Source organism: Allobosea psychrotolerans (assembly GCF_002917105.1).
GTDB lineage: Bacteria > Pseudomonadota > Alphaproteobacteria > Rhizobiales > Beijerinckiaceae > Allobosea > Allobosea psychrotolerans.
Window position 1 is genome coordinate 38,962 of record NZ_PQFZ01000017.1, and the last position, 14,431, is coordinate 53,392.

The 14,431-nt window shown below is 66.8% G+C and carries 9 protein-coding genes; 6 read left to right on the top strand and 3 right to left on the bottom strand.

Annotated features, from left to right (window positions below):
* Positions 1-5: 5 nt before the first annotated feature.
* Positions 6-2,105 carry a hydantoinase/oxoprolinase family protein gene (locus CYD53_RS23025; RefSeq protein WP_103720426.1) on the bottom strand — a complete coding sequence of 700 codons (2,100 nt, stop codon included), beginning with the start codon at positions 2,103-2,105 and terminating at the stop codon, positions 6-8.
* A 216-nt stretch (positions 2,106-2,321) separates the two neighbouring features.
* Between CYD53_RS23025 and CYD53_RS23030 the strand changes: the two genes are divergently transcribed.
* The 3 genes from CYD53_RS23030 to CYD53_RS23040 all read left to right on the top strand — a co-directional run bounded on the left by CYD53_RS23030 (position 2,322) and on the right by CYD53_RS23040 (position 7,499).
* The gene (locus CYD53_RS23030; RefSeq protein WP_103720427.1) at positions 2,322-3,815 is read left to right on the top strand and encodes an amidase; all 1,494 of its coding nucleotides are present in this window, start codon (positions 2,322-2,324) and stop codon (positions 3,813-3,815) included.
* Between the two features lie 100 nt (positions 3,816-3,915).
* Positions 3,916-5,496, top strand: coding sequence for an ABC transporter substrate-binding protein (locus CYD53_RS23035; RefSeq protein WP_103720428.1), 1,581 nt, complete (start codon positions 3,916-3,918; stop codon positions 5,494-5,496).
* Positions 5,497-5,912: 416 nt separating this feature from the next.
* Positions 5,913-7,499, top strand: a complete 1,587-nt coding sequence (locus CYD53_RS23040) for an ABC transporter substrate-binding protein (protein ID WP_103720429.1) — start codon at positions 5,913-5,915, stop codon at positions 7,497-7,499.
* Between the two features lie 261 nt (positions 7,500-7,760).
* Here the strand turns inward: CYD53_RS23040 and CYD53_RS23045 are convergent, their stop codons facing one another.
* A complete protein-coding gene (locus tag CYD53_RS23045) occupies positions 7,761-9,368 on the bottom strand; it encodes a gamma-glutamyltransferase (RefSeq protein WP_103720430.1) in 1,608 nt (535 codons plus the stop codon).
* Positions 9,369-9,506: 138 nt separating this feature from the next.
* Between CYD53_RS23045 and CYD53_RS23050 the strand changes: the two genes are divergently transcribed.
* Positions 9,507-11,009 (top strand): aminotransferase-like domain-containing protein, encoded by a 1,503-nt coding sequence (locus CYD53_RS23050; RefSeq protein WP_103720431.1) that lies wholly within the window; start codon positions 9,507-9,509, stop codon positions 11,007-11,009.
* A 25-nt stretch (positions 11,010-11,034) separates the two neighbouring features.
* On the opposite strand, the gene aptA is transcribed toward CYD53_RS23050, so the two are convergent.
* A complete protein-coding gene (gene aptA / locus CYD53_RS23055) occupies positions 11,035-12,360 on the bottom strand; it encodes an omega-aminotransferase AptA (RefSeq protein ID WP_103720432.1) in 1,326 nt (441 codons plus the stop codon).
* 183 nt (positions 12,361-12,543) lie between these two features.
* Here aptA and CYD53_RS23060 point away from each other — a divergent pair, with 183 nt between their 5' ends.
* Complete coding sequence (locus CYD53_RS23060) at positions 12,544-13,293, top strand: SDR family NAD(P)-dependent oxidoreductase (RefSeq protein WP_103720493.1); 750 nt, start codon at positions 12,544-12,546, stop codon at positions 13,291-13,293.
* The gene (locus CYD53_RS23065) at positions 13,293-14,426 is read left to right on the top strand and encodes a TIGR03364 family FAD-dependent oxidoreductase (RefSeq protein ID WP_181011989.1); all 1,134 of its coding nucleotides are present in this window, start codon (positions 13,293-13,295) and stop codon (positions 14,424-14,426) included. The genes CYD53_RS23060 and CYD53_RS23065 overlap by 1 nt, the downstream gene beginning before the upstream one ends.
* The last annotated feature ends 5 nt before the right edge of the window (positions 14,427-14,431 follow it).

The following is a 14,431-nucleotide window of genomic DNA, read 5'->3' on the forward strand; positions in this document are numbered from 1 at the left end:
TCTCCTCACGCGGCTTTGCGATCGAGAATTTTGCGGTCCATCACGATGCAGCCGATGGCGTCGATATGCGCGTCGAAGCTCATCGACACGAAGGTCGAGGTCTCGTCCTCGGCGATGATGGCGGGGCCTGCGATCGACGCGCCCGGTATCATCGTCTCGCGCCGGTAGAGCGGGATCATGATGCTGGCGCCGGCCTTGCCGTCATGGAAGACGCGGCTGCCGGAGGCCTCAGGCGGAGCCGAACTCGCGACGCGCGGCGCCACTGCGGGCTTCGGCGGCTGCGTCGTGACCAGAACCGACCAGCTCAGGATCTCGATCGCGGCTCCGGGAATCGGCCGTGCGAACAGGGCGGCGTAATCGGCCTCGAAAGAGCTGCGCAGCGCCGGGATGTCCTGTTCGCCCAGCACGCCGGAGGGCAGCGTCACGGTGATCTCATGGCCCTGGCCGACATAGCGCATGAAGGCGCCGCGCCGCGCGATCACCGGTTCGCCGCGCGCGCCGGGCTCGACCAGAGCGCGCGCTTCCAGCTCCATCTCCGCGAGAAGATCCGAAACCAGCGCCCCGTCGAAGGCATCGAGCCTGACATGGCGGCTTCGGACCAGTTCATAGGAGACCGGTGCGGCGAGGAAGCCGACGGCCGAGCCGACACCGGCATTGGGCGGCACGATCACGCGCTTGACGCCGATCTTCTCGGCCACGCGCGCCGCATGCAGGGGCGCCGCCCCGCCGAAGGCGATCAGGGTGTGATCGCCGACGACCGCGCCGCGCTCGACCGCATGCACGCGGGCCGCGCTCGCCATGTTCTCGCAGACCATTTCATGCACGGCATAGGCGGCGGTTTCGGCATCGAGCCCGAGCGGCTCGCCGATATCGGCCAGGAGCGCCTTGCGCGACAGGTCCGGATCGAGCGGGATGGTGCCGCCGGCGAAGGCGACGGGATCGATCATGCCGAGCACGACATCGGCGTCGGTGACGGCGGGGTGCGTGCCGCCGCGTCCGTAGCAGGCGGGGCCGGGCTCGGAGGAGGCGCTCTCGGGGCCGACCGTGACGCGCTTCAACGCATCGATCCTCGCAATCGAGCCGCCGCCGGCGCCGATCTCGACCATCTCGATCACCGGAATGCGCACCGGGAGCCCCGAGCCCTTGAGGAAGCGGGCAGCGCGGTCGACCTCGAAGACGCGCGAGGATTGCGGTTCGAATTTCTCGATCAGGCAGATCTTGGCCGTGGTGCCGCCCATGTCGAAGGAGAGCACCTTGCTCTCGCCGAGCTGGGCTGCGGTCAGCGCGGCGAAGATCGCCCCGCCCGCGGGCCCGGATTCAACGAGGCGCACCGGGAAGCGCTGTGCGGTCTCGATCGAGGTCAGGCCGCCGCCCGAGGTCACCAGATAGATCGCGCCACGGAACTGCTCCTGCGCCAGCCCCTCGGCCATGCGGGCAAGGTAGCCCGCCATCAGCGGCTGGACATAGGCATTGGCGATGGCCGTCGAGGTGCGTTCATATTCGCGCACCTCCGGGCAGACCTCGCTGGAGAGCGTGATGCCGAGCTCGGGCATCGCAGCTTTCAGCAGCGCGCCGGTGCGGCGCTCATGCTCGGCATTGGCGTAGGAATGCAGGAAGGCGATGGCGACGCTCTCGACACCGGCCGCCTTCAGTTTCGGCACGAGCGCGGCGACCGCCGCCTCATCCAGCGGCAGGCGGACCTTGCCGTGCACATCGACGCGCTCGGGTAGCGTGAAGCGCAGCGCGCGCTGCACCAGCGGGCGCGGCTTCTCGATCGAGAGATCATACTGGTCGTAGCGGCTTTCCGTGCCGATCTCGATGATGTCGCGAAACCCCTCGGTCGCGATCAGGGCGGTTCTCGCGCCGCGACGCTCGATGATGGCGTTGGTCGCCAGGGTGGTGCCATGGACGAAGACATCGATGTCGGACATGTGCATCCGCGCATCCGAGAGGATCAATCGCATGCCGCCGAGCACGCCTTCCTCCGGCCGCGACGGCGTCGTCAGCACCTTGCGCGTCATCCGCCCGGCCTCGGTCTCCAGCACCACATCGGTGAAGGTGCCACCGATATCGACAGCGAGTCTGACGTGCTGGTTCGGTGCCATATCGATGTGTCTCCGTCGGGTCGCCCGCGGTCAGCGTCTGATCCGCAGCAGGCACCATGCAAGAAGCGGGGGCAAGAATCGGGAACAAGAGCATGCGCGGTATGCATGGGGCATCTAACGTCAGGGGGCGACATGCCGGAGATTCGCAGGTCATAGTTGCGGCCCCGAGGCACGGCTCTTGCCTGCGCGGCCCGTCTTCGACGAGAGGTCCTTCCCTTGACTGAACCCTGTGAACTCAGCGCCGTAGAGGCTCGCGCCTTGATCGGAACCAAGAAGCTGTCGGCGAGCGAACTGCTCGAAAGCTGTATCGCCCGCATCGATGCAGTCGATCCGGCCGTCAACGCCATGGTGGCGCGTGACGATGAGCGGGCCCGCAAGGCGGCAAAGCTCGCCGATGAGGCGACGATGCGCGGCGACCGGCTTGGCGCGCTGCACGGGCTGCCGCTCGGCGTGAAGGATCTCGAGAACGTCGCCGGCCTGCGCACCACCTATGGCAGCCAACTCTTCGCGAACCATGTGCCGACCGAAGACCAGCTGATCGTCGCCAACACCCGCAAGGCCGGCGCGATCGTTCTGGGCAAGACCAACACACCGGAATGGGGCGCTGGCGCCAACACCCGCAACGCCGTCTATGGCGCGACCGGCAACCCGTTCGACCCCTCCAAATGCGCTGCCGGCTCGTCTGGCGGCTCGGGCGTCGCGCTGGCGACGAACATGGTGCCGATCGCGACCGGTTCCGATACTGGCGGCTCGCTGCGCAACCCGGCCGCCTATAACGGCATCGTCGGCTTCAGGCCCTCGCCGGGGCTGGTGCCGAGCGAGAAGCGGCCGCTCGGCTGGAATCCGTTGAGCGTGCTCGGGCCGATGGCGCGCACCGTGCCCGATCTGTGCCTGTTGCTCTCGACCATGGTCTCGGATGACGCGGCCGACCCGCTGGCCACGACGATCCATGGCAGGACGGTGCGTCGCCCGGAGGATTTCGCCAGGCCGGGCACGATCGATCTCTCCTCGCTCAAGGTCGCGCTGACGCCGGATTTCGGTTTCGCCCCGACCGAGCGGCATATCCGCGAAGTCTTCGCCGAGAAGACCGGCGCTTTCAGGCATCTCTTCGCACAGGTCGAGGCGGCGACGCCCGATTGCACCGGCGCCGACGAGACCTTCGAGGTGTTGCGCTCGGTTGCGTTCCTCGCCGGCATGTATGAGCGCGTCCGAGACACGCCCGAACTGGTCGGCCCCAATGTCCGCGCCAATGTCGAGGAGGGGCTGCGCTACAGCGCGCTCGACGTCACGCGCGCCCTGAAGCAGCAGACCGTGCTCTACAAGAACTGGCAGGGCTTCTTCGAGGATTACGACGTCATCCTCTCGCCGGCCGTGACCCTGAGCCCACGCCCCTGGTCGGAGCTCTACCCGGCCGAGATCGACGGCAAGCCGACCCGGACCTATTTCCACTGGCTCGCCATGGCCTATGCCGTCACCAATGTCGGGCATCCCGCGATTTCGCTGCCGGTCGGGCTCGACCGCAACGGCATGCCGTTCGGCCTGCAGATCGTCGGCCCGCGCGGCGGCGACGCCAAGGTGCTGGCGGTGGCCGCCGCGCTCGAGGCGGCCCTGGCTGGCGATACGCTGACGGCGCGCCCGGTGCCCGACATCGCCAAACTGGCGGCCGCGCCGAAGCTGAGCAACAGCCCCGGCTTCCTGGGCTTCGATTGAGATTTGGATTTCGATTGAGGTTATTGGGCTTCGATTAAGCAGGGCCGGTGTATGCCGGCCCAAATCCACAAAGCTGCAAGTCATAATGAGGGGAACAGCAATGAAGCGTCGTACATTCCTGAAGGGGGCGACGGCCCTGACATTGGCCGGGCCGGCCATGACGGGGCGTGCCTCCGCGCAGGCGGCGACAACCTTGAAATTCGCGCCGCAGGCCAATCTGACGGCGCTCGATCCGATCTGGACGACGGCGACCGTGACCAATAATCACGGCTACTACGTTTACGACACGCTTTACGGCCACGACCTCGACATGAAGCCCCAGCCGCAAATGGCTGAAGGGCATGAGATTTCGGCCGACGGCAAGGTCTGGAAGATCAAGCTGCGCGAAGGCCTCGTCTTCCATGACGGCACGCCGGTGAAGCCGGCCGACTGCATCCAGAGCCTGAAGCGCTGGGCACAACGCGATTCTTACGCCCAGCTCCTGGCCAAGGTGGTGGAGAGCATGGCGCCGCTGGACGAGCGCAGCTTCGAGATCAAGCTGACGCGGCCGTTCCCGATGATGCTCGACCTGCTCGCCAAGGCGGATTCGCCCCTCTTCGTCATGCCCGAGCGCCTCGCCCTAACCGATGCGAACAAGCAGGTCACCGAGGTTGTCGGTTCCGGGCCTTATCGCTTCGTGCCGGGCGAATTCGTCTCGGGCAGCAAGGTCGTCTACGAGAAGTTCGAGGCCTATAAGTCCCGTAGCGAGCCGCCGAGCCGCGGCGCCGGCGGCAAGGTCGCGAATTTCAAGCGGATCGAATGGCAGATCCTGCCCGATCCCGCGACGGCGGCGAATGCGCTGATCAAGGGTGAGATCGACTGGTGGGAGCGCCCGCTCTCCGATCTCCAGCCGATGCTGGCGAAGGTCCCGGAGGTCGTCCGCGAGGTAACGGACGAGGCCGGGCGCGGCGCGATCATGCGCATGAACCACCTTCAGCCGCCCTTCAACAATCCCAAGGTGCGCGCTGCCGTGCGCATGGCGGTGAATCAGGAAGACTATATGCGCGCCGCCCAGGGCGATGACACGTCGCTCTGGCAGACCTCGCGCAATCTCTGGTGGCGCGGCACGCCCTATTACGACGGCGAGCATGAGGACCTGATGCCGCAGAGCCTGGAGAAGGCCAAGGCGGCGCTGAAGGAGTCCGGCTATAACGGCGAGAAGGTCGTCATCATCAACCCGACCGACTTCCCCGATATCGGGCCGCTCGGCGACGTCACCGCCGAACTGCTCAAGCAGCTCGGCATGAATGTCGAGTTCGTGGCAAGCGACTGGGGCACGGTGATCCAGCGCCGCAACAGCCGCGAGCCGGTCGAGAAGGGCGGTTGGAGCATCTTCCATACCACGGGCTCGACCATGGCCTGGGCCAGTCCGGCGCAGTCCTTCCTGGTGCGCGGGCAGGGGGCGAAAGGCTGGTTTGGCTGGTATGACAGCGCCAAGGCCGAGGCGCTGGCGGAGGAGTGGCTCTACGCTCCTGACGAAGCCGCGCAGAAGAAGGCCGCCGCGCAGCTCGGCCGCCTTGCGCTCGAGGAGACCGCGACGGTCCCGCTCGGCCGGTTCGTGATCAAGACGGCCTATCGCAAGAACCTGACCGGCATGCTGAAAGGCTCGGCGCCTTACCCCTGGGGCCTGAAGCGCGCCTGATCGGCGCGGAAGAGCCAGGCTCGTCCAGGGCGGTCGCTAGCTAGCCGTCCGAGACGATCGAGATTTTGGGCTCGGGGCTGCAAGCTCCGGGCCCTTACTGTTTAAGGCTGCCGCCGGCGAAGGTGGTCGGCCCGCGCGGCGCCAAAGTTCTTGCTGTCGCTGCGGCACCCGAGTCACTCTTGGCCGGCGATCCATAAGCCGCGCGCTTCGCAGCTGACATCGCCGGATTGAAGGCGGTGCCGAGGCTCAAGGACAGCCCGAGCGTCCTCGGCTTCGACTGGGGCGTTTTCGAGCGAAGTGGACACCGGTCCGCTCGAAATCGCTCCAGGTTCTGGATGCCGAGCTCAAGCCTACCGCCTGCCCCGGAATGACGTAGTGTTTTCATCGAAGGCCGACCATAAAAGGGGAGAGACCATATGAAGCGCCGTCAGTTCCTGCAGGGCACGGCAGCCGCCGCCCTGTTTGCTCCAACGCTGGCCCGCGAGGCCATGGCGCAATCGGCGAGCCCGACCGCGCTCAAGATGGCGCCGCAGGCGAACCTGACCTCGCTTGATCCGATCTGGACGACCGCGACCGTCACCAATAATCACGCCTACTACGTCTTCGACACGCTTTATGGCGGCGATCTCGACCTGAAGCCGCAGCCGCAAATGGCCGAGGGGCACGAGATCTCGGCCGACGGCAAGGTCTGGAAGATCAGGCTGCGCGAAGGTCTCGTCTTCCATGACGGCCAGCCGGTCCGGCCCGCCGACTGCATCGAGAGCCTGAAGCGCTGGGGCCAGCGCGATCCTTACGGCCAGTTGCTGCTCAAGGCGGTCGAGGCCTGGAGCGCGCCGGATGAGCGCACGATGGAGATCAAGCTGACCCGGCCCTTCCCGATGATGCTCGATTGCCTGGCCAAGGCCGACAACGCGCCCTTCATCATGCCCGAACGCCTGGCCAAGACCGACGCAACCAAGCAGGTCACCGAGATGGTCGGCTCGGGCCCCTACAAGTTCGTCGCCAGCGAATATGTCTCCGGCAGCCGCGTCGTCTATGAGAAAAACGAGGCCTACAAGCCGCGAGCTGAGCCGCCTAGCCGCAATGCCGGCGGCAAGGTCGCGCATTTCAAGCGGATCGAGTGGCCGATCCTGCCCGATCCGGCGACCGCTGCCTCAGCGCTGGCCAAGGGCGAGATCGACTGGTGGGAGCGTCCGCTCGCCGATCTGCAGCCCCTGCTCGCGAAAAGCCCCGACATCACCCGCGAGGTCATCGACAAGAACGGCCGCGGCTCGATCATGCGGCTGAACCATCTCCAGCCGCCCTTCAACAATCCCAAGGTGCGCGCCGCCGTGCGCATGGCGGTGAACCAGGAAGATTATATGCGTGCCAGCCAGGGTGACGACACCTCTGTCTGGCAGGTCTGCCGGAACCTGTGGTGGCGCGGCACTCCCTATTACACCGGCGAGCTCGAGGACCTGATGCCGCAGAGCCTCGACAAGGCCAAGGTGGCGCTGAAGGAGTCCGGCTATAACGGCGAGAAGGTCGTCATCATCAACCCGACCGACTTCCCCGATATCGGCCCGCTCGGTGACGTCACCTACGAGTTGCTCAAGTCGCTCGGCATGAATGTCGAGTTCGCGGCGAGCGACTGGGGCACGGTGATCCAGCGCCGCAATAGCCGCGAGCCGGTCGAGAAGGGCGGCTGGAGCATCTTCCACACCACCGGCGCGGCGGTCGGCTGGGGGAATCCGGCCCTGTCAAATCTCGTTCGCGGTCCTGGCGAGAAGGGCTGGTTCGGCTGGTGGACCAATGCCAGGGCCGAGGAACTGGCCGAGGAATGGCTCTACGCGCCGGACCAAGCCAAGCAGAAGCAGATCGCGGTCACGCTCGGCCGGCTGGCGCTGGAGGAATGCGCCACCATCCCGCTCGGCCAGTTCGTCATCAAGACGGCCTATCGCAAGAGCCTGACCGGCATGCTTCCGGGCTCGGCGCCTTATCCATGGGGGCTGAAGCGGGTGTGATCCAAGGTCAATACCGTGGCGGAAGAAGCGCGGGGAACCCTCTCCTGTAAGGAGAGGGCAGGGTGAGGTGTAGGCCCTGTGACCAGCGCCGCGCGGCTCAACCGCGCGGTTGGGTTTAGCCTAACGTTTTCAGTCCGAACACCTCACCCCTGCCCCTCTCACTGAACCCGGGTATACCCGGGTTCAGCACTCAGAGTGTCGAAGTCGAGTAGACCCGACTTCGATGCAGGAGAGGGGTTCCGCCGACGCGGTTCAGGCGCCTCAGTGTTTCGCCGCCACGGCCGCCGACCAGGGCGAGATCACGTCGCTGCAGCCTTCCGCGCCGTCCTTGTCGACGCGGATGATGTTGGGACAGGCGAAGTTGATCGGCAGCACGCCGTGCTCCACCACCGCGAGCGGGCCGGCCGCCTCCAGCGCCGCCAGCGTCTCGTCGGGCAGGCGGTAATCGGCGCTGGTCGAGTCGGGGCCGGAGACGTCGATGCGCGGGGTATGGGCGGCCTCAGCGATCTCCATGCCGCAATCCAGCGTCCAGGCCAGCATCTGGTAGACGCTGGCGAGAATCCGTCGGCCACCCGAGGAGCCCGCCGCCAGGCGCGGCCAGCTGCCGTCCTTCGGCGTCACGATGACCGGGCACATGTTGCAGAGCGGCCTGGCTCCGGGCGCGATCGCATTGGCGCTGCCGGGGCGCGGATCGAACCACATCATGCCGTTGTTCATCAGCACGCCGGTTCCGGGCAGCACGACGCGGCTGCCCATCGAGGAGAGCAGCGTCGTCGTCACCGAAACGAGATTGCCCTCGCCATCGACGACGGTGAGATGCGTCGTGCAGGTGTCGCCGGGTTCGGTTGCGGCCTTCGCCGCGCCCAGCCCTTCGAGGCGGCTCGCATAGGCCTGGCGCATCACTCGCGACAGCGTCGCGAACCAGTTGGCATCGGGACCCTGAGAAGAGGGCGCGCTGCCCGCCATGCCCTCGACCACGGCTGCGAGCGTCGGCGCGGCTGTCAGCCCGCCGGCGGTGTGCAGGAGATGCGTGCCGCGCCAGTCGATCACCGGGGCCTCGCGCAAGACCGCCTTGCAGTTGGCGAGGTCCTCCGCATCGACCACGCCGCCCAGCGCCTTGATGTCGGCGGCGAGCCGGGTTGCCAGTTCGCCGTGGTAGAAATCATCGAGCCCCGCTTGGGCCAGGCGCTCCAGCGTCGACGTGAGATTGCCGAGCCGGAAGAAGCCCGGCATGCCCTGATAGGGCGGCACTGGCGGCAGGCCGCCGGGCAGGTAGATGCGCGCGCTCTCCTCATAGAGCCGCAGCACCGAGGCCGAAGATGAGACCTTGAGCGTGGTGTACCAGTCCTGCGCGAGGCCGCGCTTGGCCAGGGCGATCGCCGGCGCCAGCAGGTCCGCGACCGGTAGCGCAGTGCCGAAAGCCTCCTTCAGCTTGGCGTAGCCCGCGACCGAGGAGGGGATGCAGAAGGAGAGCGGCCCGTGAATGTTCACGTCGCCCACCACCTCCGGCCAGGTGAAGAGGTCCTTCTTCATCTCGCCGGTCAGGGGGTAATCGGCCGGGTCGGCGCGGCGCGGTGCGACGGGGCCGAAATCGACGACCTGCGCCCGCGTCTCGTTGGCCTTCAGCACCAGCGCGAAGCCGATGCCGCCGAGCCCGCTGTTCCAGGGCTCCACCGCTGCGAGTGCAAAGCAGGCCGCGACCGCCGCATCGGCCGCATTGCCGCCGGCTTCCAGGATCGCGACGCCGGCTTCGGCCGCCTCGCGGTTCTGCGACACGACGATGCCGTGGCCGCCTTTCGCCGTCGGCTTGGTCAGGGTCCAGTTCTGGGTGCGGTAAGGCTGCGTGCGTGTCGATACAAGCGTGGACATCGGCGTCTCTCTGGTTGGGCGTGCCGGCATAGTGGCACGCCGGCAAAGCCAGCGTCGAATGCGTCCTGCGCAGATGGGCGGCATGTTTCGTGCTTGGCGGCAGGACCTTAGCGACGGGACCGTTCTTGCCAGTAAGCCATGCTGCAATTTGTCCTGACGAGCCCGCTTGATCCGCAAAAGGGGCTGCAGAGCCAGATCCAGGAGCGGCTCGTCGCTGCGATCCTGGCGGGCGGCCTGCCGTTGCACGAGCCCTTGCCGGCCTCCCGCAGTCTTGCCCGGAAGCTCAACGTCTCGCGCAATACGATCACGCTGGTCTATGAACGGCTGGCCGAGGACGGTTACCTCAAGGCGGTCAATCGGCGCGGCTATTTCGTCAACGACCGTTATCTGCGCGAGCAGCTCAACGTGCCCGTCGACGAGCATGCGGGGAGGGCGCTGCTCCGCTCGGACGAGTCGGTGGATTTTGCCCGCCGCCTGCGCCGCCCGCTCCTCGAACAGGCCAATATCGTCAAGCCGGCGAACTGGCGCGAATTTCCCTACCCCTTCGTCTACGGCCAGCTCAGCCCGGACAAGATCTCGCTCAGCCGCTGGCGTGACTGTGTCAGGCTCGCCGGCACAGTCCGCCACAGCCATGACTGGATGGGCGACCTGATCGACAATGACGATCCGATCCTGATCGAGCAGATCACACGCCGCATGCTGCCGCAGCGCGGCTTCCGGGCTGATCCAGGCAGTATCCTCGTCACGGTCGGGGCGCAGAACGCGCTCTTCCTCATTGCCATGCTGCTCTGCGGCACTGACACGCGCGTCGCCATCGAGGAGCCGGGCTATGTCGATGCCCGCAACATGTTCCTGGCGCTGGGCGCAACGCTTGAGCCGCATCCGGTCGATGCCAACGGCATGCGCATCAGTGAGGCGCTGGCCGGCGCCGACCTCGTCTATGTCACGCCGGGACACCAGTCGCCGACCAATGTGACGATGAGCGTGGAGCGCCGTCTCTCGCTGGTCGCGGCGGCCGAGCGGCACGACTTCCTGATCGTCGAGGATGATTACGAGCACGAGCTCAACTTCGTCGGTGCGCAGCGCGCCTCGTTGAAGAGCTTCGACCGGTCAGGCCGCGTGCTGCATGTCGGCAGCCTGTCGAAGCCGCTCTTCCCGGGCCTGCGGCTCGGCTTCATCGTCGCCGCGCCGGCTTTAATCCGCGAATTGCGGGCGCTGCGGCGACTGATGTATCGCCACCCCTCGGCGCTCGACCAGCGTGCGATGGCGCTGTTCCTGGCCGAGGGCCATTACGACGCGCATATCCGCCGCCAGCGCAAGGAGCTCGCCGCCAGATGGGGGCTGATGCTGCGCGAGATCGACCGGCAATTGCCCGGCTGCGACGTCACCATGACGACAGGCGGCTCGGGCCTCTGGCTGACGCTGCCGCGCGGCGTCAGGGCGCAGGACCTCCAGCAGCGCGCTGCGCAGCTCGGCGTGCTGATCGAGGCCGGCGACGTGCATTATCTGAGCGAGAACCGGCCCGGAAATCGCATCCGCATGGGTTATGGCGCAATCGCGCAGGACAGGATTGCGCCGGGGATTGCACTGCTGGCGCGGGCGTTGGGCGAGTTGGCGGATGATGTCGGGAGGCAGCTCTGAGGCCGCCGCGCCATGCCGCTGTCCTTCAAGCCGCCATCAGTTCGCCACGTCCCAGCACCTTGCGCAGGATGTCGGTCATCGCGCCGATCTCGTCCTCCGTCGTGACCAGCGCCGGCGCGAAGATCAGCGCGTCGCCGGTTGCCTTGACGTGCAGCCCCTCCTTGAACAGCAGGCGCTGCACGAGTGAGCCCTTTTCGCCGGGCGCCTTGCCGGGCGTGAGCTGGATGCCCGAGATCATGCCGTAGCCGCGCAGATCATGGACCTGGGCCAGGTTGCGCAGGCTGAAGACGGCGTCGAGGAAGGCATCGGACATTGCCTGACCGCGCGCGAACAGGCCGTCATCACGGTAGATGTTCAGCGAGGCGAGAGCGGCGGCGCAGGCCACCGGATGGGCGGAATAGGTGTAGCCATGCATCAGTTCGGGCCGGTCGGCCTTGATCGAGCCGATCACGGCCTGCTGGATCTCGGTCTTGACCGCGACCGCGCTCATCGGGATCGCGCCATTGGTCAGCGCCTTGGCCATGGTCAGCACGTCGGGCGTCACGCCGAATTCCTGCGAGGCGAAGGCAGCGCCGGTACGGCCGAAGCCGGTGATGACCTCGTCAAAGACAAGCAGGATGCCATGCTTGTCGGCGATACTGCGCAGGCGCTGGAGATAGCCCTTGGGCGGTACGATGGTGCCGATCGAGCCGGCGATCGGCTCGACGAAGACGGCCGCGATCGTCTCTCCGCCATAGGTCTTGCAGAGCTCTTCGAGATCATCGGCGAGCCAGGCGCCGTCATCGGGCTGGCCGCGGGTAAAACGCTGCTCGTCGCTCCAGGTATGGCGCATATGGACGACATCGCAGGTCACGCTGGAGAATTCGCGGCGGTTGCCCACCATGCCGGCAAGCGAGGTGCCGCCGAGATTGACGCCATGATAGCCCCAGGCGCGCGAGACGAAGCGCGTGCGCTGGGCCTCGCCCTTGGCGCGGTGATAGGCAAGGCAGATCTTCATTGCGGTATCGACGGCTTCCGAGCCCGACGAGCCGAAGAAGACCCGGTCGAGGCCCTTCGGCAGGATGCCGGAGAGCCGCTCGGCCAGCTCGAAGGAGATCGGCGCGGCGCGCTGGAAATGCGGGGAATAGTCGAGCTCCAGCAATTGCGCGTGCACCGCCTCGGCGATTTCGCGCCGGCCATGGCCAGCAGCGCAGCAGAACAGCCCTGACGCACCGTCGAGGATCTCGCGGCCCTCCGGCGTCCAGTAGCGCACGCCCGAGGCCTTGGCGAAGAGCTGCGGCTCGGCATGGAACAGCTTGTTGTTGGTGAAGGGGAGCCAGTGATGGTCCATGTTGAGGGGCTGCTGGTCCATGGCCGTCTCCTGAATGCGTTCGCCTCTGGGTCGTGCTGCTTTAGTCGCGCGGGTGGGGCTGATCGTAGAGCCACGCGTGACATTCGTTAGGTCCAGCGCCGAAGGCGTGAGGTCATCGCCTTGTCACGGGGGGCGTTCCTCCTGCAAAGCTGCGTGAGTTCTGAAAGGCGCATGAGGATGGCGATGGCCAAGACGATTCTGATTTCGGGTGCGACCGCGGGCTTCGGCGCAGCGACCGCGCGCCGCTTCGTTCAGGCCGGCTGGCAGGTCATCGGCACGGGCCGGCGCGCTGAACGGCTAGACGCGCTGAAAGCCGAACTCGGCGAGGCCTTCCATGGCGCCGCCTTCGACATCACCGACGAGGCGGCGATGCTGGTGGCGCTCGCGGCCCTGCCCGAGGGCTTCAAGGGCATCGACGTGCTGGTCAACAATGCCGGCCTTGCGCTTGGCACCAAGCCGGCCCCGCAATCCTCGCTCTCCGACTGGAAGACGATGATCGGCACCAATGTCACCGGTCTCGTGACGCTGACGCATCACCTGCTGCCAGGGCTGATCGAGCGCAAGGGCGCGATCGTCAACATCGACTCGGTCGCGGCGAACTGGCCCTATTCCGGCGGCAACGTCTATGGCGCCACGAAAGCCTTCGTGCAGCAGTTCTCGCTTGGTCTGCGCTCCGACCTGCACGGCAAAGGCGTGCGCGTCACCTCGATTGAGCCTGGCCTGTGCGAGAGCGAATTCACCCTGGTGCGCAATGGCGGCGACCAGAAGGCCTATGACGCGCTTTATGCCGGAGCCAACGCACTGCAGCCGCACGATATCGCCGAGACGATCTTCTGGGTCGCGACGCAGCCAGCGCATGTGAACGTCAACAGCCTCGAAATCATGCCGGTGAGCCAGTCCTTCGCCGGCTTCCAGGTTCATCGGGAGGCGTGATGGCGAGCTTCGATCTCGCCATCGTCGGCGCCGGCATCGTTGGACTGGGTCACGCGCTGGCGGCCGCCAGGCGTGGCAAGCGGGTCGTCGTGATCGATCGCGATGCGCAGGCCAATGGCGCCTCGGTGCGCAATTTCGGCTTCGTCACGGTGACTGGGCAGGGCGCCGGCGATTGCTGGAATCTCGCCCGACGTGCCCGCGACGTCTGGGTCGAGATCGCGGATGCCGCCGGCATCGATATCCTCCAGCGCGGGCTCGTCCTGGCCGGACGCCTGCCGGAATCGGAGGCCGTGATCGAGGCTTTCCTGGCGAGCGAGATGGGGGAGGGCTGCGAACGCCTCAGCGCCGGACAGGCGCTTTCGCATGTGCCTTGCCTGAGGCCCGAGGCGGCGCGCTTCGCCTTGTACAGCCCCCATGAGGTGCGCGTGGAATCGCGCCAGGCGGTGCCGCTGGTCGCGCGCTTCCTTGCTGAGCGCCACGGCGTCGAATTCCGCTGGGGCACGAGCGTCGTCGCGGTCGAGGCCCCGCGCCTGATTACCGCCGATGGCGGCGTCATCGAGGCCGAAGCCGTGATCATCTGCCCCGGCGACGAGTTCACGGCGCTGTTCCCGGAGCGGATCGCGGCCTATGGCGTGACCCGCTGCAAACTGCAGATGATGCGCGTCAGGCCTGCCACGCCGGTGGCCCTGGGGACCGCGGTGATGTCCGATCTCGGGCTCGGCCGCTATCTCGGCTATGCCGAATTGCCTGAGGCCGAGCCGTTGAAGCGGCGCCTGGACGCCGAGATGGCGGCCCATCGCGAAAACGGCATCCACCTGATCGTGACCCAGTCGGCCGATGGCTCGCTGGTCGTCGGTGACAGCCATCATTATGCCGCGACGCCCGACCCCTTCGGGGCCGAAGGGGTCGACCAACTCATCCTCGATGAATTCGATGCGGTGCTCGATCTGCCGGGCCGGACCGTGACCGAGCGCTGGATCGGTACCTATGCGTCGGCCACCAGTCGCTGGCGCTTCACCGACAAGCCATCGGAGGCGGTCCGTATCGTCGTCGTCACCAGCGGCTGCGGCGCCTCGACGGCCTTCGGGATCGGCGAGGAAACCATCGACGAACTCTATGGGCGGCAAGGGTGATCTCG

Excerpts from the sequence above, each read along its gene's own strand:
- CYD53_RS23040 (WP_103720429.1), top strand. The coding sequence starts at position 5,913 with ATGAAGCGCCGTCAGTTCCTGCAGGGCACGGCAGCCGCCGCCCTGTTT.
- CYD53_RS23025 (WP_103720426.1), bottom strand. The coding sequence starts at position 2,105 with ATGGCACCGAACCAGCACGTCAGACTCGCTGTCGATATCGGTGGCACC.
- CYD53_RS23045 (WP_103720430.1), bottom strand. The coding sequence starts at position 9,368 with ATGTCCACGCTTGTATCGACACGCACGCAGCCTTACCGCACCCAGAAC.
- aptA (WP_103720432.1), bottom strand. The coding sequence starts at position 12,360 with ATGGACCAGCAGCCCCTCAACATGGACCATCACTGGCTCCCCTTCACC.
- CYD53_RS23060 (WP_103720493.1), top strand. The coding sequence starts at position 12,544 with ATGGCCAAGACGATTCTGATTTCGGGTGCGACCGCGGGCTTCGGCGCA.
- CYD53_RS23050 (WP_103720431.1), top strand. The coding sequence starts at position 9,507 with ATGCTGCAATTTGTCCTGACGAGCCCGCTTGATCCGCAAAAGGGGCTG.
- CYD53_RS23035 (WP_103720428.1), top strand. The coding sequence starts at position 3,916 with ATGAAGCGTCGTACATTCCTGAAGGGGGCGACGGCCCTGACATTGGCC.
- CYD53_RS23065 (WP_181011989.1), top strand. The coding sequence starts at position 13,293 with ATGGCGAGCTTCGATCTCGCCATCGTCGGCGCCGGCATCGTTGGACTG.